Annotated in this window: 20 protein-coding genes, 1 pseudogene and 1 other annotated feature; of the genes and pseudogenes, 6 read left to right on the top strand and 15 right to left on the bottom strand. The window is 68.9% G+C overall.

The window, feature by feature from the left end:
- Positions 1-84 (bottom strand) — a sequence feature (AL1L pseudoknot). This feature is flagged as partial in the annotation.
- From ACQ3I4_RS15700 to ACQ3I4_RS15715, 4 genes and pseudogenes are all read right to left on the bottom strand, one after another.
- A pseudogene (locus ACQ3I4_RS15700) lies at positions 48-362 on the bottom strand (transposase); the annotation flags it as partial. It overlaps the preceding feature by 37 nt.
- Before the next feature lie 33 nt (positions 363-395).
- Positions 396-701 carry a hypothetical protein gene (locus tag ACQ3I4_RS15705; RefSeq protein WP_430633885.1) on the bottom strand — a complete coding sequence of 102 codons (306 nt, stop codon included), beginning with the start codon at positions 699-701 and terminating at the stop codon, positions 396-398.
- Positions 698-2,743 (bottom strand): Mu transposase C-terminal domain-containing protein, encoded by a 2,046-nt coding sequence (locus ACQ3I4_RS15710; protein WP_430633886.1) that lies wholly within the window; start codon positions 2,741-2,743, stop codon positions 698-700. Before ACQ3I4_RS15710 ends, ACQ3I4_RS15705 begins: the two co-directional genes overlap by 4 nt.
- A complete protein-coding gene (locus tag ACQ3I4_RS15715) occupies positions 2,736-3,506 on the bottom strand; it encodes a TnsA-like heteromeric transposase endonuclease subunit (RefSeq protein WP_329863977.1) in 771 nt (256 codons plus the stop codon). The genes ACQ3I4_RS15710 and ACQ3I4_RS15715 overlap by 8 nt, the downstream gene beginning before the upstream one ends.
- A gap of 128 nt (positions 3,507-3,634) precedes the next feature.
- Between ACQ3I4_RS15715 and ACQ3I4_RS15720 the strand changes: the two genes are divergently transcribed.
- Together ACQ3I4_RS15720 and ACQ3I4_RS15725 are read left to right on the top strand one after the other, a co-directional pair.
- Positions 3,635-3,979, top strand: coding sequence for a hypothetical protein (locus tag ACQ3I4_RS15720; RefSeq protein ID WP_329863979.1), 345 nt, complete (start codon positions 3,635-3,637; stop codon positions 3,977-3,979).
- Positions 3,980-4,344: 365 nt separating this feature from the next.
- The gene (locus ACQ3I4_RS15725; protein WP_329863991.1) at positions 4,345-5,598 is read left to right on the top strand and encodes an Nramp family divalent metal transporter; all 1,254 of its coding nucleotides are present in this window, start codon (positions 4,345-4,347) and stop codon (positions 5,596-5,598) included.
- Between the two features lie 39 nt (positions 5,599-5,637).
- On the opposite strand, the gene ACQ3I4_RS15730 is transcribed toward ACQ3I4_RS15725, so the two are convergent.
- The 11 genes from ACQ3I4_RS15730 to arsB all read right to left on the bottom strand — a co-directional run bounded on the left by ACQ3I4_RS15730 (position 5,638) and on the right by arsB (position 15,609).
- On the bottom strand, positions 5,638-6,546 hold the full coding sequence (locus tag ACQ3I4_RS15730) for a cation diffusion facilitator family transporter (RefSeq protein ID WP_329863981.1): 909 nt from the start codon (positions 6,544-6,546) through the stop codon (positions 5,638-5,640).
- Between the two features lie 57 nt (positions 6,547-6,603).
- Entirely contained in the window at positions 6,604-7,245 is a 642-nt protein-coding gene (locus tag ACQ3I4_RS15735) for a vitamin K epoxide reductase family protein (protein WP_430633887.1), read from the bottom strand.
- A gap of 29 nt (positions 7,246-7,274) precedes the next feature.
- Positions 7,275-7,880 (bottom strand): DsbA family protein, encoded by a 606-nt coding sequence (locus tag ACQ3I4_RS15740; RefSeq protein WP_430633888.1) that lies wholly within the window; start codon positions 7,878-7,880, stop codon positions 7,275-7,277.
- A gap of 202 nt (positions 7,881-8,082) precedes the next feature.
- Positions 8,083-10,035 carry a heavy metal translocating P-type ATPase gene (locus ACQ3I4_RS15745; RefSeq protein ID WP_430633889.1) on the bottom strand — a complete coding sequence of 651 codons (1,953 nt, stop codon included), beginning with the start codon at positions 10,033-10,035 and terminating at the stop codon, positions 8,083-8,085.
- The gene (locus tag ACQ3I4_RS15750; RefSeq protein WP_329863986.1) at positions 10,032-10,415 is read right to left on the bottom strand and encodes an ArsR/SmtB family transcription factor; all 384 of its coding nucleotides are present in this window, start codon (positions 10,413-10,415) and stop codon (positions 10,032-10,034) included. The genes ACQ3I4_RS15745 and ACQ3I4_RS15750 overlap by 4 nt, the downstream gene beginning before the upstream one ends.
- A 56-nt stretch (positions 10,416-10,471) precedes the next feature.
- Complete coding sequence (locus ACQ3I4_RS15755) at positions 10,472-10,915, bottom strand: low molecular weight phosphatase family protein (RefSeq protein ID WP_329863987.1); 444 nt, start codon at positions 10,913-10,915, stop codon at positions 10,472-10,474.
- Complete coding sequence (locus ACQ3I4_RS15760; RefSeq protein ID WP_329863989.1) at positions 10,912-11,574, bottom strand: arsenate reductase ArsC; 663 nt, start codon at positions 11,572-11,574, stop codon at positions 10,912-10,914. Before ACQ3I4_RS15760 ends, ACQ3I4_RS15755 begins: the two co-directional genes overlap by 4 nt.
- Positions 11,575-11,607: 33 nt before the next feature.
- Positions 11,608-12,993 (bottom strand): FAD-dependent oxidoreductase, encoded by a 1,386-nt coding sequence (locus ACQ3I4_RS15765; RefSeq protein ID WP_329863990.1) that lies wholly within the window; start codon positions 12,991-12,993, stop codon positions 11,608-11,610.
- A gap of 169 nt (positions 12,994-13,162) precedes the next feature.
- Positions 13,163-14,140, bottom strand: a complete 978-nt coding sequence (gene trxB, locus ACQ3I4_RS15770) for a thioredoxin-disulfide reductase (protein WP_329863995.1) — start codon at positions 14,138-14,140, stop codon at positions 13,163-13,165.
- 30 nt (positions 14,141-14,170) lie between these two features.
- A complete protein-coding gene (locus tag ACQ3I4_RS15775) occupies positions 14,171-14,590 on the bottom strand; it encodes an arsenate reductase ArsC (protein ID WP_329863997.1) in 420 nt (139 codons plus the stop codon).
- Positions 14,591-14,616: 26 nt separating this feature from the next.
- Positions 14,617-15,609, bottom strand: coding sequence for an ACR3 family arsenite efflux transporter (gene arsB, locus ACQ3I4_RS15780; RefSeq protein ID WP_430633890.1), 993 nt, complete (start codon positions 15,607-15,609; stop codon positions 14,617-14,619).
- A 205-nt stretch (positions 15,610-15,814) separates the two neighbouring features.
- Here arsB and ACQ3I4_RS15785 point away from each other — a divergent pair, with 205 nt between their 5' ends.
- The 4 genes from ACQ3I4_RS15785 (at position 15,815) to istB (ending at position 19,055) form a co-directional block, all read left to right on the top strand.
- Positions 15,815-16,165, top strand: coding sequence for an ArsR/SmtB family transcription factor (locus ACQ3I4_RS15785; protein ID WP_329864001.1), 351 nt, complete (start codon positions 15,815-15,817; stop codon positions 16,163-16,165).
- On the top strand, positions 16,162-16,680 hold the full coding sequence (locus ACQ3I4_RS15790; protein ID WP_329864003.1) for a GNAT family N-acetyltransferase: 519 nt from the start codon (positions 16,162-16,164) through the stop codon (positions 16,678-16,680). Before ACQ3I4_RS15785 ends, ACQ3I4_RS15790 begins: the two co-directional genes overlap by 4 nt.
- Before the next feature lie 384 nt (positions 16,681-17,064).
- Positions 17,065-18,300, top strand: a complete 1,236-nt coding sequence (istA, locus tag ACQ3I4_RS15795) for an IS21 family transposase (protein ID WP_430633782.1) — start codon at positions 17,065-17,067, stop codon at positions 18,298-18,300.
- The gene (istB, locus tag ACQ3I4_RS15800) at positions 18,297-19,055 is read left to right on the top strand and encodes an IS21-like element helper ATPase IstB (protein ID WP_430633781.1); all 759 of its coding nucleotides are present in this window, start codon (positions 18,297-18,299) and stop codon (positions 19,053-19,055) included. Before istA ends, istB begins: the two co-directional genes overlap by 4 nt.
- The last annotated feature ends 33 nt before the right edge of the window (positions 19,056-19,088 follow it).

A 19,088-nucleotide genomic window follows, 5' to 3' on the forward strand; every position in this document is an offset into this window, starting at 1 on the left:
CTCGACCCCGTGCTCGCCGCGGTGCTCCTCGATGAAGGAACACATCACCTCGACGGGCGGTCGAGCTCCGCCGCGAAGAAAGCCGAGGCCTGCCGCAGGATCGTGTTCGCCCGCCGTAGCTCACGCACCTCGCGCTCGAGCTCGGCCAACCTGGCCGCGTCCGTGGTGGTGGTTCCCGGCCGCACTCCACCATCGACCTCGGCCCGCGCCACCCAGGTGCGCAGTGCCTCGGGGTTGACCCCGAGCTGCTCGCCGATCCTGCGGTAGGCCCCGCTCCGGGTTGCTGGGTCCTTCCGCGCATCGATCGCCATCCTCGTGGCGCGCTCACGCAGTTCCTCCGGGTACTTCCTCTGGGCTGGCATGAATTCAATCCTTCCGGGTCATCGATGCCTCCATCAAACCCGGTGCGATTCAGACTTCCCGGACACCATCACCCCAGTCCGGCCGGAGGCGCGGCCACGGTTTCCGAGGATGGCCAGCCGCACGCTCTTGATGAGTCTCTGCACCTGAGGCGTGGCGACCGTCAGGCCGCCGCCCAGGTAATCCAGCCGCTCCGTATCGAACGCCCGGCGCTCGTTCTCGGCCAGAGCCTGATACTGCTCGAGCGTGTGAGGTTGGGGCCGGGCGGGCTGATGTGACAGGAGCCTATTGAGGTCTTCATGACGGTCCAGAGACGGGGTCTCTGCCTGGCTAAAGATCAATTGGCCAGCCCCTTCATTGGGTCGAAGATTTCGATTTCGTCGTACTCGGGGACAGCATTCGCGGCGTCGCGGATTTTGATGGCCTCGATGGCGGGCGTAGCGGCCGGAAGCGGCAAGTTTGCACCGGCCAGGACAGCCAGATTCCGCGCGGCCTGCCGTCGGGCTTCGGCTGCGGCATGGCGCTTGCGCGCCGAAGTGGTTTGCCCGATCAGCTCGATCGCCGCCCGGGTGCTAGCCTCGTCCCCTAGCACCCCTTGGGCCGCGGTGATTTCGCGGGCATTGCGGCGGATGCTGGCCGAGAAAGGCCTGGCGAAGGCGTCGCGATTCATCCAGTTGCACTGGATCCAACCGCCTCCCTCGGGGTCCCGGATCCACACGGCGCTGGGGTCGTGCGGGTTGTAGTGGACCGTCCACTTGCCGTCCCGGTTCACGTCCGGTGAGTTGCGGAGCCGGAACAGATGTAGTTCAGGAGCGTCGTAACGGCGGTAATCGATCTGGATTCCGTCCATCTGGATGGTGCGCAGCTGGGTGGGCAACAGGGCTATGTAGTCTTCGGGCCCGAGCGGCAGCGGCACATATCCGGTCATCGGGAACATGGCCATGTACATCGAGTTTGGAGAATGAACGATGGACGGCACCAACGGGTCGCGCAGCGACTCGTGTTTCATGTTCTGCCACACAATAGCCGTCCACCGTTCGAAGAGTTCCGCGAGGGTATAAACGTCGAGCAGCTCTTCCTTCTCGGGATGTTCTCCGCGCCGGTCGGTGCTGCCACCCGTGTAGCCGGGCAGGTATTGGGCGAACTTGGTCTTGATTGTGTGGAAGGCGCGCTCGACATTCGGTTTGTCCGTGGGCGTGTGTACGGCCGCGCTGGTGGTGTCGATGCCGAACCGGGTGCAGGCTGATTCGAACACCGCGGAGGCATAGTCCGAGCCGTTGTCCTTCATTATGCGTTGGGGCTTGATGAACGGGCGGGTGGTCTCAAACCGGGCGGCGTCCTCGGCGGAGAGAAACTTCGCCCACGGCATGTCGTTCAGCTCGTATTCATTGAACGCGACCAGCCCTTGCGGACGCAGCAGCCGCGGGGTGAGACACTGGGCCAGCATGAACGCTAGGTCGACGCCCTTAACGCCTTGCAGTCTCACGCTGGTGGCGATGATGCTCTGCGTGGCCTTATCCAGCATGATGACCAGGTTCGCCCGTGCGACCTTCAGCTTTCCGTTCTCCTGGTCGAGGCCGGTCACCACCAGCACGTCGAACGGTGAGGAGTCCACGTGCACCTCGTGTCCCGGAGCGATAGCCGGGCGCGAACTGTACATGCGTTTGGGTGCGTTGGCGGCTGTGCGCCTGTTTGCGGCGTTGCCCGTGGTGTATTTGCCCCGGGTGAGGACGTTGATGTGGCGGCGCAGGGTCCGGTCTGAGGGGACGTGGACATCCTCGCCGGGATAGGCGGCGAGTATCTCCGCCTTGATCGTGTGGATAAGTCGTTCGACCGAACCTGTGGACTTGGCAGTCTCACGTGCGATCACGGCGAGCATTACTTCCTTGACCCTTTCATCGAGTCGGCCCAGGGGTTGCTGCCGGCGTTTCTGGCGCCCGTCCACCAGTGCAGCCTGGCCGCGTTCCTTGTAATCGCTTGCCCACCGGGACAGGGTGCGCGCGGAGCATTTGATACCCAGAGCGTTGAGCTCGCGTGCCTTTCGCTCAGTCCGCAGGGTCCCGCTTGCCACCCCGGGGTCGTAGTCACTCCGCTGCGCACCTCCATTCAGGGGCGTCCCGTAGAGCATCTCCTCCAGATGGCCCGCCAGGATTGCGGCGCGCTCGGAGTCCTCCGGATCTGCCCGTTCCAGGGACCGGGGGCCGGGGTCTCCGGGCCCGAAATTCGGCGGAGTCGTCAGCAGGGCAGGCAGAGCGCTCACGTGGACGGCCATCCGCTCGGCGGTGCGGGAGTTTCGCAGGCCCAGGCTGGCCCCCGAGATGCTTTCGAGAATGTATTCACCGTCCTCGAGGCTGAGGGTGTCTCCGAGCCGGATGCTATCCACGGCTGCTCCTTCCGATCAGGGTGTTCCAGCCCAGGGGCTTGGATGGGTTGTAGGTGAGGTCCCTGGCCCACAGCAGGTGGTAGATCGCTGGGATGAACCTAGCCGGAAGCTCCGGATCGAGGCCGGCGGCCAGAGTGGCGAGGGGAAGGCGCTCCTCGGCTGCCCTAAGGATCCGGGACCGCGCCGGGGCCTCGGGGGTGATGTAGGGGTGTCGGTAACCGGCTAGCCACTCGAGGTTGTGCCTCTGCACGCCGGTCGCTCCATGCAGGACCTCGTAGCCCCAACCGATTTGTTCGCAGACTTCGCGAGTCTTGGCGAACTGCATCTCAGCTTTTTCATCGATCCGGTCCGCGGGGCGCACGTCGTAGACGACCTGGCTGCCGGAGGCATGGAGGGCAAAGTAGTCCGGATAGTGGCGGGCACCGTCGTTGAACAGTATGCAGAACGGCTGGGCCGCCACCTTGGCCAGACGCTGGCTGTGATCTAGTTCCATGAGTACGGCGTACTCGGTCATCGACTCGTACCAGACGCTTTCACCACTGCCGGCCCACCAGTAGTACCCCTCGTAATTACGGCGGTGCTGATAGTTCGCTGGCCGCCGTGCCCTGCGGGCAGTCTCCAGCCCGTGCCGCAGGCATCGCGCGTCCGCGACCGAGGTACGCGCCGCCCCGGCGGCATCCGTCCAGGCGATCACAGGGTGGTCGTTGGGGTTGGCAAGATTCCGGTACGGATCTGCCGTTGCGGCTTGCTTCCCTGCTTTCATGTCCTGCCTTTTTGCCGGGGGGACCAGCCGAGTAACAGCCGGTTTGTGTCTATTAGACCTACATACTTTATGTCTATCAGACATTCGCCGTGGCCGCACTCCGACCCGCCGCGACATAGGATCAACCCATGAGCGACCCCCGATTTCGCCCCCGCCACATGGCTGCACCACCGGACCGCAGACATTTTGGAAAACTCTCCGAGATCCAGTGGCTCACGGGCACGACTGAGCTCGAGATTTCACGCGTCGAGGCCGCCCGCCTGCAGCATTCCTTCGCGGTTAGGATCAACCAGCGGCTAAGGGACCAAGGCCACAGCATTCGTGCCTACGCGACACTCACTGGATCCGGCTATGACCGCATGACCAAAGTCCTTCGTGGAGAGGCTGTTATGCGGCTGGAAGACGTTGCGGACGCCGAGCGTCTGCTCGGAGGGATCGTGCAGACGCCCCCGACGGCCAGGCAAACCTCGTAGCCATCGGCGGCGCGGTCGACCGGGGAGTAGTTGGTAGCCCCGTTCGCAGGCTGGTACAACCCCGTCAGTTCTCGCCTGCCCTACCCCGTCCTGTTGTACCGCCAAATGCTTGCTGAGCGCTCCATGTCAGTAGATGGCAACAGCAGTGCGAACCAGCTACTCGGTGGGATGTGTACACGTTGCAGCCGGAAGAGGAGCGGCGCCCTCACATCGCCATGCGACGCCGCTCTCGCCACGGGCTCCAGCAGGAAGGAGCTGCGGAGGCGGCATCAACGGCGGAAGACGGCCGTCCCGGGCTCCCAAAGCTAACACTCGGAATGTACGATTTAGGCGTGCCTAAAAATCCGACAGTGCCGCCGTCGCCCGTGCAGGGGAACCGCGCTTCGGACCTGTCCGCGCGGCGGCGCCGCCTGACCGGCCGTCTCCTCTTGCTGGGTCCGGCGTTCGTGGCGGCTATCGCCTACGTGGACCCGGGCAACGTCGCGGCCAACCTGACCGCCGGATCCCGGTACGGGTTCCTGCTGGTCTGGGTGCTGGTGGTGGCGAACCTGATGGCGGTCCTGGTGCAGTACCAGTCGGCGAAGCTGGGGCTGGCCACCGGGCACAGCCTGCCCGAGTTTCTGGGCAGGAGGCTGAGGACCGCACCCCGGAGGCTCTACTGGGCGCAGGCCGAGCTTGTGGCAGCCGCGACGGACATGGCCGAGGTGATCGGCGGGGCAGTGGCCCTGAATCTGCTCTTCGGGCTGCCGCTGCTAACGGGCGGGTTCATCGTGGGGGCCGCGTCGATGCTGCTGCTGATGCTGCAATCCCACCGCAGCCAGCGCTCGTTCGAGAACGCGGTGATCGTGCTGCTGGCGATCATCGCGTTCGGCTTCGTCACCGGGCTGATGGTCAACCTGCCCGCCCCGGGCGACGTCCTCGGCGGACTCGTCCCCCGCTTCGACGGGGTGGACACCGTCTTGCTCGCGGCGAGCATGCTCGGCGCGACGGTGATGCCCCACGCGATCTACCTGCACTCGGCCCTGGCCCGGGATCGGCACGGATTCGCGCCCACCGAACACATGCGGACCCGGCTGATTCGCATCACGCGGTGGGACGTCATTGGCGCCCTTGCGGTCGCCGGGGCGGTCAACATCTCGATGGTGCTCCTGGCCGCGTCGAGCCTGCGCGGGGTCGAGGGAACCGACACGATCGCCGGGGCCCACGCGGCCATCGTCTCCGCGCTGGGCCCGGTGGTGGGGGTGGTCTTCGGCGTGGGACTGTTGGCCTCCGGGGTCGCATCGACCTCGGTCGGCTGCTACGCCGGGGCCACGATCATGGGCGGGCTGCTCAAGGTCCGCATCCCACTGATGCTGCGGAGGCTGATCACCCTGATCCCGGCCCTGCTGGTGCTAGGCGGCGGGATCGAACCGACGCTCGCGCTGATCCTGAGCCAGGTGCTGCTCAGCTTCGGGATTCCCTTCGCCCTGATTCCGCTGATCCGGCTCACGGGATCGCACCGGGTGATGGGCTCCCACGTGGACGCGATGCCCCTGCGGATCGCCGGGTGGACCAGTGCCGTGCTGATCGTCGGGCTCAATGTCGTGCTCATCGCGCTGACCCTCGCCGAAGGCATCTAGGGCCGCACCGCGAAGCCCTAGGCTGCGCGGGCGCCCGGCTCAGTCGTGCGTTGCGTGCTCGTGGTCGGTGTGGGTGGACGGTTCGAGCTGGAACGTGGAGTGTTCGACGCTGACGTCGAAGTGCTCCGCCACGCACCGTTGGAGCTCGTCGAGCATTTGCGGGGCGTGGCCGTCGGAGAAGCAGGAGTCCTCGACGACGACGTGGGCGCTCAGGGTGGGCAGGCCGCTCGCAATCAGCGAGGCGTGCAGGTCGTGCACGCCGCGGACGTGGGGCAGGGCGAGGATGTGGGCGCGGACGTCCTCTAGATCCAGTCCCTTGGGCGCGGTCTCCAGCAGGATGCTGCCGGCCTCGCGGAGGATTTTCAGGGTCCGCGGCACGATGAGCACGGAGATGAGCATGCCGGCCAGGGCGTCGGCCCGTTCCCAACCGGTCGTGGCGATGACGATGGCGCTGACGATGACCGCCACGGATCCCAGTGCGTCGTTGACGACCTCGAGGAACGCGGCCCGCATGTTGAGGTTGGCGCCACGGCCGGCGCTGAGCACCAGCATGGAGGCGATGTTGCCGACCAGGCCGATGATGCCGAACAACAGCAGCCCGCTGGAGCTGATCTCCGGAGGGGAAACGAGGCGTTGGATGCCCTCACTGAAGACGTACACGCCGACGGCCAGCAGGACCGCGGCCTGCGCGCCGGCGGCGAGGACCTCGGCGCGCAGGTACCCCCAGGTCCGCCGGGAGGTGGTCGGGCGCGTCGCGAGCGTCGCGGCGATCAGGGCCATCAGCAGGCCGCCGGCGTCGGTGAGCATGTGCGCCGCGTCAACCAGCAGGGCCAGGCTCCCGGTGATCAGCGCTCCGATAACCTCCGCGACCAGGATGGTGGCAGTGATCGCGAAGGCAATGGCGAGGCGTCCCCGGTGGCTCTGCGGTGCGTGGTGGTGTCCGCCCATCGCTCGTGTCTCCTTGCGGTGCGGGGCGGAAGCCGCCCGGTTGTCTGGGTGCGGGGTTTAGATGCCGGTGAAGGCGGGCAGGAAACGCAGGAACACGGAGCCGGCGACCAGGACGTAGGCGGTGGCGACGAGCGTGCCGGCCCAGCCGGTGGCGAACCGGGCGACGGCCGGCGGTGCGGGGATGACGCCGTGGGCGAGGTTGCGGGCGGTGAGCAGGATGAACAGCGGGATCATCGCCGCCCACACGACCATGCAGTACAGGCACAGGATGTAGATCTCGAACAGGGCTTGGCTCCACAGCCACACCACGAACACCATGCCCAGGGTGACGCCGGCCTGCAGTCCGGCCCAGTACCAGCGCCCGAGCCGGGCGCCGGAGAGGACCGCCATCGCGGTCGCGAGGACGACAGCGAACGCCACGATCCCGATCAGCGGGTTGGGGAACCCGAACAGTTCGGACTGCCAGGTCCCCATGACCCGCCCGCAGGACACCCACGGGTTCACGTCGCAGCTCGTTACGTGCCCCGGGTTCTCGTACAGGGCCAGGCGCTCCAGGACGAGGATGGCCGAGGCGATCCAGCCCACGGCCCCCGTCATTAGGAGGACGAGGCCGAAGGCGCTCGGGCCGGCGAAACGGGGGCCCAGCGCTGTTTCGGGGTTTCCGGCCGCGGCGCGGTCGGACATTTGCGAGGTGGTCATGGGGGCGCTCTCCTGGATTGGGCGTGCGGTCAGTTCGCGGTGGTCGCGGCGACGGCGGCCTCGAACTCGTCCAGGTTCTGCACCATGACGATCTTGCCGTCGAGGAAGAACGTCGGGGTGCCAGTCACGCCGAGGGCGGTGCCGTCGGCGACGTCGGCCTCGACCCGTTCCTTGGTGGCCGGGTCCGCGACGGCTGCGTCGTAGGCGGCCATGTCCAGGCCGAGGTCCTCGGCGTAGGTGCGGAACAGGTCGCTCCTGTTGTCGGCGGACTCGCCCCACTGCGCCTGGGTCTCGAACATCCTCTTGTACATGGGCTCGTAGGCGCCCTGCCCGGCGGCCGCCTCCACGGCCACGGCGGCGTTCATGGAGTTCAGGTGCCCGGGCAGCGGGAAGTACCGGTGGACGAAGGTGACGTTCTCGGAGTACTTGGCGCGCAGTTCCTCGACGAACGGGTAGGCAGCGCCGCAGGCCTCGCACTCGTAGTCCAGGAACTCGACCAGGACGGCCTTCTCGTCCGGGGCCTGGGACAGGACCCGGCTGTTCTCGCGCACGACTTGGCCCGTGCCGGCGGGGGGCTGTTCCTGGGCTGCCAGTGCGCGGGTGACGAAGTACCCGACGACGCCGGTGAGGACCACGACGGCGAGGAGCGCCCAGACGACGATCTTGGCGTTCTTCCGTCCGGCGGGGCGGGGGTGTGCGGGGTGGAGCTCACGGGTGAATGTTCCTTCTGTTCGTGTATCAGTGTGGACGGCATCCGTTGGTTCGGTCCGGCGGGGTCGGGGGCAGGGGAACCGTGCCGGAGGGCGCGGGGCCCCGGACCGTCCCCAGGACGGGGCCTCAGGACGCGGGTTCCAGGACGGGGCCCGCCTGCCGGGCGGCCAGCTGGTTGTTCCGGGGAATCCGCCCGGCGCGCACGCCGTTGGCGATGACGACGATCTCGGCGAGTTCGTGGATGAGGACGACCGCGGCCAGGCCGAGGACCCCGAAGAGGGCCAGCGGGATCAGGGCCGCAATCAGCAGCAGAGACAGGCCCACGTTCTGCAGCATGATGCGCCGGGTCCGCCGGGCATGGTCCAGCACCTCGGGCAGGTGGTTCAGGTCCTCACCCATGAGGGCGACGTCGGCGGTTTCGATGGCGACGTCTGTGCCCATCGCGCCCATGGCGATGCCGGTGTCGGCGGTGGCGAGGGCGGGTGCGTCGTTGACGCCGTCGCCAACCATCGCCGTGGGCCGCTCGCTCTTGAGTCGGCGGATGATGTCGGCCTTGTCCTCGGGGCGCAGGTCTGCGTGGACCTCGGCGATGCCGGCCTCCTTGCCGAGGGCTTCGGCGGTGATGGTGTTGTCGCCGGTGAGCATCGCGGTCGTGTAGCCGGAGCGGGTGAGCCGGGCGATGACTTCGCGGGCCTCGGGGCGCAGCTCGTCGCGGACCGCCACGGCGCCGACCAGCTGGCCGTCGTGTTCGATCAGGACCGCCGTCGCGCCGGAGCGCTGCATGCGTTCCACGCCGGCGGCCAGTTCGGCGGGCTCGATCCAGCCCGGGCGGCCCAGGCGCAGCCTCCGGCCCCCCAGCCGGCCCTCTAGGCCGGCCCCCGGGATCGTGTCGACGTCGGTGACGTCCGCTCGGTGCGGGGTCGCGGCGAGGATGGCGCGGGCGAGCGGGTGCTCGCTGCGCGCCTCGAGTCCGGCGGCCAGCGCTAGAACGTCGTCCCGGGTCGCCGGGCCGGCGGTCGCGACGTCGACGACGGCGGGCCGGTTGCAGGTGAGGGTGCCGGTCTTGTCCAGGGCGATGGTGCGGATCCTGCCCAGGGTCTCCAGCGCGCCGCCGCCCTTGATCAGCACGCCGATGCGGCTGGCCGCACCGACGGAGGCCACGACGGTGACGGGCACGGAGATCGCCAGCGCGCAGGGCGACGCGGCGACCAGCACCACCAGGGCGCGTTCAAACCACAGCGCGGGTTCGCCGACGATGAACCCGAAGGCGATGATCAGCGCCGCGGCGATGAGGATGCAGGGGACGAGGCGTTTGGCGATGTTGTCGGCCAGGCGCTGGCCGGGGCCCTTCCGGGACTGCTCGGCCTCGACGATGTGCACGATGCGGACCAGGGAGTTGTTCTCCGCGGTGCTGGTGACCTCGACCTCGAGCGGTCCGGTGCCGTTGATGGAACCGGCCCACACCTCGGTGCCGGGGCCGGCTTCGACCGGCACGGACTCGCCGGTTAGCGCGGAAGTGTCCAGGGAGGTGCGTCCGGTGACGATCCGGCCGTCCGTGGCGAGCCGCTCCCCCGGGCGCACGACCATCCGGTCACCGGGGACGAGGTCCGCCGGGGAGACGGCCACCTGGGTGCCGTTGCGCAGCACGGTGGCCTCGGCCGGGACGAGGTCCAGCAGGGCGCGGAGGCCCCGCCGGGTCTTGGCCAGCGAGTATTCCTCGAGGCCTTCGGAAATGGCGTAGAGGAAGGCGAGCATGGCCGCCTCCTCGAACTGTCCGAGGGCGACGGCCCCCACCGCGGCGATGGTCATCAGGGTGCCCACACCGATCTGGCCCTTGGCCAGGCGGCGCAGCGTGGACGGAACAAAGGTCCAGGCAGCGATCAGCAGCGCGGCGATCTCCAGCGGCAGGGTCAGCCATTCCGGCCCGCCCGCGAGGGAAGCGATCCAGGCTGCCAGCAGCAGCGCGCCGGACACGACGGCGGCCCGGATCTCGGTGACCTGCCAGAAGCCCTGCGCCTCCTCATCGCCCAATTCGTCCGTGGTTGTCGTCCCGTCGCCGCAGCCGCAGGCGTCGCTCATCGGATGCCCTCCGCCGCGGTTCCGTCGACGCGGGCGGCGGTGCCGTAGATGGGGCACAGGTCCACCGCGTTGCCGGTCGCGGCCAGCAGGATTTCGGCCTGTGCCAGCATGTCCATCAGCTCTGGCCGGGACAACGAGTAGTAGACGCTGCGTCCCTGCGCCCGGCCCTCCACGAGTCCGCAGTCGCGCAGGCAGGCCACGTGGGCCGACACCGTCGACTGGGCCAGTCCCAATTCGCCGGTTAGTTCGCCGACCCTGACCTCCCCCCGGGCCATTCGCTTCACTATGGCCAGGCGGGCCGGGTCTCCTAGGGAATGGAATAGCGCTGCAGCCGGGTCCAGCCGCCCGCAGCCGTCCGAGGCCTCATTACCAATCGTCATATCCCGATAATAGCGGACATTTCGACAAAACTGTCGGGAAGCGGCCAGAGATGCGTTTAGTTGCCGGTCAGTTCCTTATACAGCTTCTCGACGCGGGCCTTGATGTCGTCGCGGACCATGCGCATGCGTTCCATGCCCTCGATGCCGCGTTCGGAGGGCTCGTCCGTGTCCCAGACCTCGAACCGGGTGCCGGGGCGGGGCTCGAGCTTCGCCTCGGTGCCCAGGACGATGACCGCGTCGACGGTGTCGAGGACGTCGTCGGTGACGGGCTTGGGGTGTTCGCCGGCGATGTCGATGCCTAGCTCGGCCAGGGATTCGACGGACTGGGAGTTCAGCGAGCTGCCTGGCTTGGTGCCGGCGGAGTGCACGGTGACGGTCCCGGCCGCGAGCTGGTTCATCAGTCCGGCGGCGAGTTGGGACTTGCCGCCGTTCTTGCTGCATACGAACAGGACGGACGGGGCCTTCGGGCCTCCGGGTTCGGTGGTCGGTTGGTGGGTCATGGCTGGGTGGTTTCCTTCGTGAGGAGGGAGGCGGCGAGGGTCTTGACCCGGGCGTGGATCTGGTCGCGGATGTCCCGGACGGTGTCCAGGGACTGTTTGGCGGGGTCGGTGAGTTCCCAGTCCTCGTAGCGTTTCCCCGGGTAGATCGGGCAGGAGTCCCCGCACCCCATGGTGACGACCACGTCGGAGGCGCGCACGACGTCGTCGGTGAGCGGCTTCGGATACTCCTTGGTCAGGTCCACCCCCATTTCGGCCATCACGGCCACGACGGCCTGTTCGAGTTCGGCCGCGGGCTGGGAGCCGGCGGACCGGACCCGGATCCTGCCCTTGGTCTCAACGGTGAGCAGGGCCGCGGCCATCTGGGAGCGTCCGGCGTTCTGCACGCAGACGAACAGCACCTCGGGCACCTCGGACACGCTGGTGCCCTTGGACTTGGCGAGGGCGTTGAGCCGGTCGGCGGCGAAGTGCTCGGTGGTCGCGGGCAGGTAGGTGGTGACCTTCGCGGTGCGGGCGAGGGCGGTGTAGGACTCGAAGACGTAGCGCTCGACGGTTTCGGCGGCGAAGACCCCGGCGAACCTGTCGGCGAGGCGGTGGCTGATCCGGTGCAGGAGCTCGGTGTTGTCCTGCAGCCCCTGTGAGGTGTCGCGGTGTTCGGTCATGGTCTCGCTCCTGTGCTGGTCGGTGCGGGTGGGTTAGGCGGTGGCGCCGGAGCGGCCGTGCGCGAGTCCGGTGGGGAAGCCGACCAGCACCGGTTCCGGCGCGGCGCAGCATCCGGCCTCCGCGGGCTCGGCCGCGGCCGCCGCGGCGGCGGGGGTGTCGCAGCTGGTGCCGGAATCGGAGGAGCAGACCCCGGTCTCGGGGAGCTCGAGGTGGACCGTGTCCGCGGCCGCGCGGTCCCCGGCGAGGGCCGCGGCGACGGAGCGGACCTGCTCGTAGCCGGTGGCCAGCAGGAACGTCGGGGCCCGGCCGTAGGACTTCATGCCCACGATGTAGAAGTCGCGGTCCGGGTGGGCCAGCAGCTTCGCGCCGTGCGGGGCGACGGTGCCGCAGGAGTGAAACTCGGGGTCGATCAGCGGGCCGAGCTCCCGGGGGGCCTCGACGGCGGGGTCCAGTTCGAGCCGGAGCTCGCGCAGGATGTCCAGGTCCGGGCGAAACCCGGTGCAGGGCACGACGGTGTCGGCGTCCAGGACGCGCCCGTCCACGGCCGCGACGGCCACGCCGGCGTCCGTGGGGGTCAGCGAGGCGATGCCGAAGCCGGTGTGCAGCTCGATGCTGCCGGCCTCCACGAGGCGGCGGAGCCGGGAGCCGAGCTGCCCGCGGGCGGGCAGCCCGTCGGCGTCGCCGCCGCCGAAGACCTTCTCCGCGTCGGGTCCGCGGACGGCCCAGAGGATCCGGGTGTCCGGGGCGCCCTTGGCGAGGTCCGCGAGCCCGATGAGGGTGTTGGCGGCCGAGTGCCCGGCGCCCACGACCAGGACGCGCTTGTCGGCGAACGAGTCCCGGTCCCGGCCGACGACGTCGGGCAGCGGGGCGGAGATCCGGGACGCGGCGGCGTCCTCGCCCAGGGCGGGCAGGCCCGAGGTGCCCAGCGGGTTGCGGGTATCCCAGGTGCCGGACGCGTCGATGACGGCGGCCACGGTGTGGTCCCGGGTTTCCCCGTCCCGGTGGTCGACGCGGACGACGAAGGGGGTGCTGTCGCGGTCGCGGGTGTGGGTCTTGTCCATGCCGGCCCGGGTGACGGCGGCGACGCGGGCCCCGGTGTGCAGGCGGGGGGCGATGGCCGGGAGCGCGGCCAGCGGGGCCAGGTAGTTCTCGAGGAGTTCGCCGCCGTATGGCAGGGCGGTGGGCCGGGGGTGTTCCCAGCCGGCGGCCTCCAACAAGCGGACGGCGGCGGCGTCGGTGTTGTACCGCCAGGGCGAGAAGAGCCGGATGTGCCGCCACTGCCCGATGGCGGCACCCGCGCTGGGACCGGCTTCGAAGATCACGGGTTCCAGGCCGCGTTCGAGCAGGTGGGCCGCGGCGGCCAGGCCCACGGGGCCGGCGCCGATCACGGCGACGGGAAGGGTGTTCGGTGTGTCCATGGGGTCCTCTGTTTCGTCCGTGGTCGGTGGTGGTTTGGGGAGGGGCCCGCCGGCCCTCGTGCGGGGCCGGCGGGCGGGGCCGCCTAGCAGCAGCCCTGGTCCTCGTCGCAGCAGCCGTTTCCGCAGCATCCGGTGCGCATGGTCCTCACCCCCTCCCCTCCGTGGTCCGTTAGGCGTGGGTGGGTTCTTCCACCAGCGCGGTGGCGATGCTGTCCGCGTCCTGGAGCGCGGCGAGGTAGCGCTCGGCGTCCAGGGCGGCGGCGCAGCCGGTGCCGGCGGCGGTGATGGCCTGGCGGTACCGGTGGTCCACGGCGTCCCCGCACGCGAACACGCCGGAGAGGTTGGTGACCGTGGTGGGCGCGTCGACCTTGATATAGCCCTCGGCGTCGAGGTCGACCTGCCCGGCGACCAGTCCGGTGCGCGGGAGGTGGCCGATCGCGACGAAGAGGCCGGTGGCGGCCTGCTCGCGGGTGTCCCCGGTCCGGGTGTCGGTGAGTGTGACGCCGGTGACCTTCGTGTCGCCGTGGATCCCGGTGACCGCGGAGTTCCACGCGAAGCTGATCTTCGGGTTGCCCTTGGCGCGCTGGGCCATGATCCGCGAGGCCCGCAGCTCGCCCTTGCGGACCACGACGGTCACGGAGGCCGCGAAGCGGGTCAGGAACGTCGCCTCCTCCATCGCGGAGTCCCCGCCGCCGACGACGACGATGTCCTGGTCGCGGAAGAAGAACCCGTCGCAGGTCGCGCACCAGGACAGGCCGTGGCCGCTGAACCTCTTCTCCTCGGGCAGGCCGAGCTCCTTGTAGGCGGAGCCGGTGGCGAGGATGACCGCGGGCGCCTCGTGGACGGTGCCCGCGCCGGTCACGACGAGCTTGAGGTGCCCGTCGAGCCGGACCTCGGTGACGTCGTCGAACACGACCCGCGCGCCGAACTTCTCGGCCTGTTCCTGGAGCCCGTCCATGAGTTCGGGTCCCTGGACGCCGGCGGGGAAGCCGGGGAAGTTCTCCACCTCGGTGGTGTTCATCAGGGCCCCGCCCGCGGTGACGGACCCGGCGAGGACCAGGGGTGCCAGGCCGGCGCGGGCGGCGTAGATGGCCGCGGTGTAGCCGGCGGGGCCGGACCCGATGATGATCAACTGTTCGGTGCTCACGGGTTTCTCCTGCTGCTCGGTGCGGGGCCGCTACTTGGCGGCGGGGGTCAGCGAGGCGATGAGGGCCTCGATGCGGGTCTTGATCTCGTCGCGGATGGGGCGGACGGCGTCCACGCCCTGCCCGGCGGGGTCCTCCAGGACCCAGTCCTCGTAGCGCTTGCCGGGGAAGAACGGGCACTCGTCGCCGCAGCCCATGGTGATCACGACGTCGGATTCCTTCACGGCCTCGGTGGTGAGGACCTTAGGGATTTCGGCGGACATGTCGATGCCCAGCTCGGCCATGGCCTCCACGGCGGCCGGGTTGACCTTGTCCGCGGGCTGGGACCCGGCGGAGCGGACCTCGACCGCGCCTGCGGAGAGGGTGGTGAGGAACGCGGCGGCCATCTGGGAGCGGCCGGCGTTGTGGACGCAGACGAACAGGACGGAGGGCTTCTTGGTTTCGGTGCTCATGGTGTTCTCCAGGATGGTTGCGGGGCTCAGGCGGAAAGGGGTGCGGGGGCGAAGAAGCGCTTGCGCGCCCACAGCGCCACGTAGACGAGGGCGACCAGGGCCGGGACCTCGATCAGCGGTCCCACGACGCCGGCGAGGGCCTGGCCGGAGGTGACGCCGAAGGTGCCGATCGCCACGGCGATGGCGAGCTCGAAGTTGTTGCCCGCGGCGGTGAACGCCAGCGTGGTGGTCTTCGCGTAGCCCAGGTCCAGCCACTTGCCGATCAGCATGCCGGCGGCGAACACGACGACGAAGTAGACCATCAGCGGCAGCGCGATCCGGGCGACGTCCAGCGGCCTCGCGGTGATGTTCCCGCCCTGCAGGGCGAAGAGCAGGGTGATGGTGAACAGCAGCCCGTAGAGGGCCCACGGGCCGAGCTTGGGCAGGAACCTGTCCTCGTACCAGTCGCGGCCCTTGGCCTTTTCGCCGAGGGTGCGGGTGAGGTATCCCGCGACGAGCGGGATGCCCAGGAAGATCAGCACGGAGGCGGTGATGGCCCAGAAGGAGAAGTCGGCGCTGGTGGTGGGCAGGCCCAGCCAGGACGGCAGCAGCTGCAGGTAGAACCAGCCCAGGGCGCCGAACGCGAACACCTGGAACACGGAGTTGATCGCCACCAGCACCGCGGCGGACTCGCGGTCCCCGCAGGCCAGGTCGTTCCAGATCATCACCATGGCGATGCAGCGGGCCAGGCCCACGATGATCAGCCCGGTCCGGTACTCGGGCAGGTCCGCGAGGAACACCCACGCGAGGACGAACATGAACGCCGGGGCCAGCACCCAGTTGATCACCAGGGAGGAGACCATGAGCTTGCGGTCCGCGACCACGCGGCGCGTCTGGTCGTACCGGACCTTCGCGAGGACCGGGTACATCATCACCAGCAGGCCGATCGCGATCGGCAGGGAGACCTCGCCGACCTTGACCGAGTCCAGGGCGGTGTCCAGGCCCGGGACGAGGCTGCCCAGCCCCAGCCCCAGGGCCATCGCGGCGACGATCCAGGCCGGCAGGAAGCGGTCAAGGGTGGAGAGCTTGCCGACGACGTCGGCCTCTCCCCCACGGGTGGTCGTCTGGTCGGTCTGGATACTCACGGCGCTCCTGTGCGGGTCGGAGAAGAAATTGATGAAGGTCGATATTCAAAACTATCGCCCACCATATCGATGGATGTCAATCTGCATGCATAATGGGTTCATGAACTCTCTGCAAACTCTCGAGCCAGCCGTCGACGCCGCGTGCTGCGCGCCGTCGGACACCCCGGGCCTGGGCGCCGACGAGGCGCAGCGCAGAGCCCTGGTCTTCAAGGCGCTGGCGGATCCGAACCGGCTGCGCCTGCTGTCCATCGTCAAGGCCGGCGACTCGGGCGAGGCCTGTGTCTGCGACCTGACCGAGCCGCTGGACCTGGGCCAGCCCACGGTCTCCCACCACCTGAAGATCCTGGTCGAGGCCGGGCTGCTGCACCGCGAGAAGCGGGGCACGTGGGCCTACTACTCCCTCGTTCCCGGCGCCCTGGACCGGACCGCCGGGCTGCTCGCGACCCTGTGACCGGACCGCACGCCGTCGCGGTTCGGCCGCTGCTCCCCGCGGACTGGCCGGCCGTCCAACGAATCTGGGGCGAGGGCATCGCCACCGGACACGCCACCTTCGAGTCCGAGGCCCCGGACTGGGAAGGGTTCGACGCCTCGCGCCTGCCCGGGCACCGGCTGGTCGCCGCAACCCGGGACGGCGGGATCCTCGGCTGGGCAGCCGTTTCCGCCGTTTCCCCGCGCCCCGCCTATGCCGGCGTCGTGGAGCACTCCGTGTACGTCGCGGCGGCGGCGCGCGGGTTGGGCGTCGGCGCGATCCTGCTGCGGGCCCTGGCCGCCTCGACCGAAGCGGACGGGATCTGGACCATTCAGGCCAGCCTCTTCCCCGAGAACGAGGCAAGCATGAGACTCCACCTCGCCCACGGCTTCACCGTGGTCGGGCGCAGGACGCGCATCGCCCGCATGGCCCACGGCCCCTCGGCCGGGCAGTGGCGCGACACCGTCCTAATCGAACGTCGCTCCGCAATCATCTGATCCCAATCGCTCCAACGAGAACGCCCGCACATCCGACGCCCGATGTTCGGTCATGGGTCCGGCAGGCTGGCGTCTTGAAGCCGAGCGCTTCTACGCGGCCAACGGCGTCCAGAACATCTGCGCCACGATGAGCGTCCCGAATTGGCGCGCTTCGCAATTGAAGCGCCAACTGGCCGAGGTTCACCCAGGACGCGTGATGCCGTTGGCCACATGGTGTCTCGCAAGCTGGGAGGCAGTAGCCCATGGCCGATTTATGGTGATTCCCATTACCAATCGACTCCGTAGCGTTGCGCAATGCGATCTCGAGTCCGCCTCTGTTGACGCCGACCGAAAATAGGGCCAAGAACGCCAACTGAAAATGAGGCCACCTGACCATCATGGAAGGTGATCACATTGGACGTTTGGGCGCAGATTCGCCACCGGTACGCGACGGAGAAGATCTCTAAGAGAGAGCTGGCCACGCAGCTCGGGGTTTCGCGGGGAACGGTTGACCGGGCGCTGGAATCAGACCGGCCGCCTAAGTACGAGCGGGCGTCGGCAGGTTCGAGCTTCGACTCCTACGCCGGCCGGGTCCGGACCCTGCTGGCCAGGACTCCGACGATGCCGGCCACCGTGCTGGCCGAACGCGTGGGATGGACGGGATCGGCGTCCCTGTTCCGCGACAAGGTCCGCCAGATCCGGCCCGAGTATCTGCCGGCGGACCCGGTGGACCGGCTGGTCCACGAACCGGGCAAGGCGGTCCAATGCGACCTCTGGTTCCCGCACGAGCCGCTACCGCTCGGGCACGGCCAACAGGGCAAGCCGCCGGTGCTGGTCATGACCAGCACCTTCTCCGGCTTCATCCAGGCCCGGATGATCCCCACCCGCACCACGCCGGACCTGTTGGGCGGGATGTGGTCGCTGATCCAGGACGCGGCCGCGGTCCCCGAGCGGCTGGTCTGGGACAACGAGAGCGGCATCGGCCAGGGCCGGCTGACGGATCCGGCCGCGTCTTTCGCCGGGGTGCTGGGCTGCACGATCCGCCAACTGCCGCCGAACGACCCGGAGTCCAAGGGCATGGTGGAGCGGATGAACCGGTTCTTCCGCCAAGGCTTCATGCCCGGCCGGACCTTCGCCTCCCCGGGCGACTTCAACGAGCAGCTGGCCGACTGGTTGCCGCGGGCCAATGCCCGCTACTCGCGCTCCCGCCACGGACGGCCCGCCGAGCTCGTGTTGCGCGACCGCGAGGCGATGCGCCCGCTGGCACCGCTGGCGCCCGAGACTGGGTTGCGCAAGAGCATCCGGCTGCCGCGGGACTACTACGTGCGGGTGTTCTCCAACGACTACTCCGTCGACCCGTCGGCGATCGGGCGGATCGTGGACGTGGCCGCGGACCTCGAGCAGGTGACCGTCACTGCCGGCGGGACGTTGCTGGCCAAGCACGAACGACGTTGGGCGCGCCACCAGATCCTTACCGATCCGGCCCACGTCGACAGGGCCGCCGCCCTGCGCCGCGCCCACCGCACCATCAGGACCGGCCGCCACGCCGAGGTCCAGGAACGCGATCTGGGCATCTACGACCGGCTCTTCGGCCTCGCCGTCCCGGACGATGCGCGTGAACTGGCGGAGGCCGGCCGGTGAGCGAGCCGGCGAAGAGCATCGAGTACTACGCCCGGGCATTACGCGCCCCGCGCATCACCGACGGCTACCGTGCCCTGGGCGACCGCGCCCGGGAAGCGGGCTGGTCCCACGAGGAGTACCTAGCCGCCGTGCTCAGCCGCGAGGTCGCCGAGCGCGAAGCCTCCGGGGCGGCCCTGCGGATCCGTGCCGCCCGCTTCCCCGGCGCCAAGACCATCGAGGAGTTCAACTTCGACCACCAGCCGGCCGCCGACCGCAACCTGGTGGCCCACCTCGGCACCGGGGTCTTCCTCGAGGAAGCCAAGAACGTGGTCCTGCTCGGTCCTCCCGGCACCGGCAAAACGCATTTGGCCGTGGGCATCGGGATCAAGGCCGCCCGCACCGGGCACCGGGTCCTGTTCGACACCGCCACCGGCTGGGTCGCTCGCCTCGCCGAGGCGCACGAAGGCGGACGCCTGCCCCAGGAACTGACAAAGCTGCGCCGCTACAAGCTGCTGATCGTCGACGAGGTCGGATACATCCCGTTCGACCAGGACTCGGCGAACCTGTTCTTCCAACTGGTCTCGTCCAGGTATGAGCACGCCTCGCTGGTCCTCACCTCGAACCTGGCGTTCAGCCGTTGGGGCGAGGTCTTCGGCGACGCTACGGTCGCCTCAGCCATGATCGACCGCATCGTCCACCACGCGGAGGTTCTCAACCTCACCGGCAGCAGCTACCGGCTCCGCAACAGAACCACCACAAGACCTCAGGCACAATAGAACCGCAACCCGGTGGCCCTATTTTCAGTTGGC

Origin of the sequence: Zafaria sp. Z1313 (assembly GCF_050563205.1) — a bacterium.
GTDB lineage: Bacteria > Actinomycetota > Actinomycetes > Actinomycetales > Micrococcaceae > JAZDCJ01.

Bases quoted from the DNA above. Each gene is read 5' to 3' on its own strand.
- ACQ3I4_RS15715 (WP_329863977.1), bottom strand. From the start codon at position 3,506: ATGAAAGCAGGGAAGCAAGCCGCAACGGCAGATCCGTACCGGAATCTT.
- ACQ3I4_RS15730 (WP_329863981.1), bottom strand. From the start codon at position 6,546: ATGGGCGGACACCACCACGCACCGCAGAGCCACCGGGGACGCCTCGCC.
- ACQ3I4_RS15735 (WP_430633887.1), bottom strand. From the start codon at position 7,245: ATGACCACCTCGCAAATGTCCGACCGCGCCGCGGCCGGAAACCCCGAA.
- ACQ3I4_RS15765 (WP_329863990.1), bottom strand. From the start codon at position 12,993: ATGGACACACCGAACACCCTTCCCGTCGCCGTGATCGGCGCCGGCCCC.
- ACQ3I4_RS15785 (WP_329864001.1), top strand. From the start codon at position 15,815: ATGAACTCTCTGCAAACTCTCGAGCCAGCCGTCGACGCCGCGTGCTGC.
- ACQ3I4_RS15720 (WP_329863979.1), top strand. From the start codon at position 3,635: ATGAGCGACCCCCGATTTCGCCCCCGCCACATGGCTGCACCACCGGAC.
- ACQ3I4_RS15750 (WP_329863986.1), bottom strand. From the start codon at position 10,415: ATGACGATTGGTAATGAGGCCTCGGACGGCTGCGGGCGGCTGGACCCG.
- ACQ3I4_RS15760 (WP_329863989.1), bottom strand. From the start codon at position 11,574: ATGACCGAACACCGCGACACCTCACAGGGGCTGCAGGACAACACCGAG.
- arsB (WP_430633890.1), bottom strand. From the start codon at position 15,609: ATGGCCCTGGGGCTGGGGCTGGGCAGCCTCGTCCCGGGCCTGGACACC.
- ACQ3I4_RS15745 (WP_430633889.1), bottom strand. From the start codon at position 10,035: ATGAGCGACGCCTGCGGCTGCGGCGACGGGACGACAACCACGGACGAA.
- ACQ3I4_RS15755 (WP_329863987.1), bottom strand. From the start codon at position 10,915: ATGACCCACCAACCGACCACCGAACCCGGAGGCCCGAAGGCCCCGTCC.
- ACQ3I4_RS15775 (WP_329863997.1), bottom strand. From the start codon at position 14,590: ATGAGCACCGAAACCAAGAAGCCCTCCGTCCTGTTCGTCTGCGTCCAC.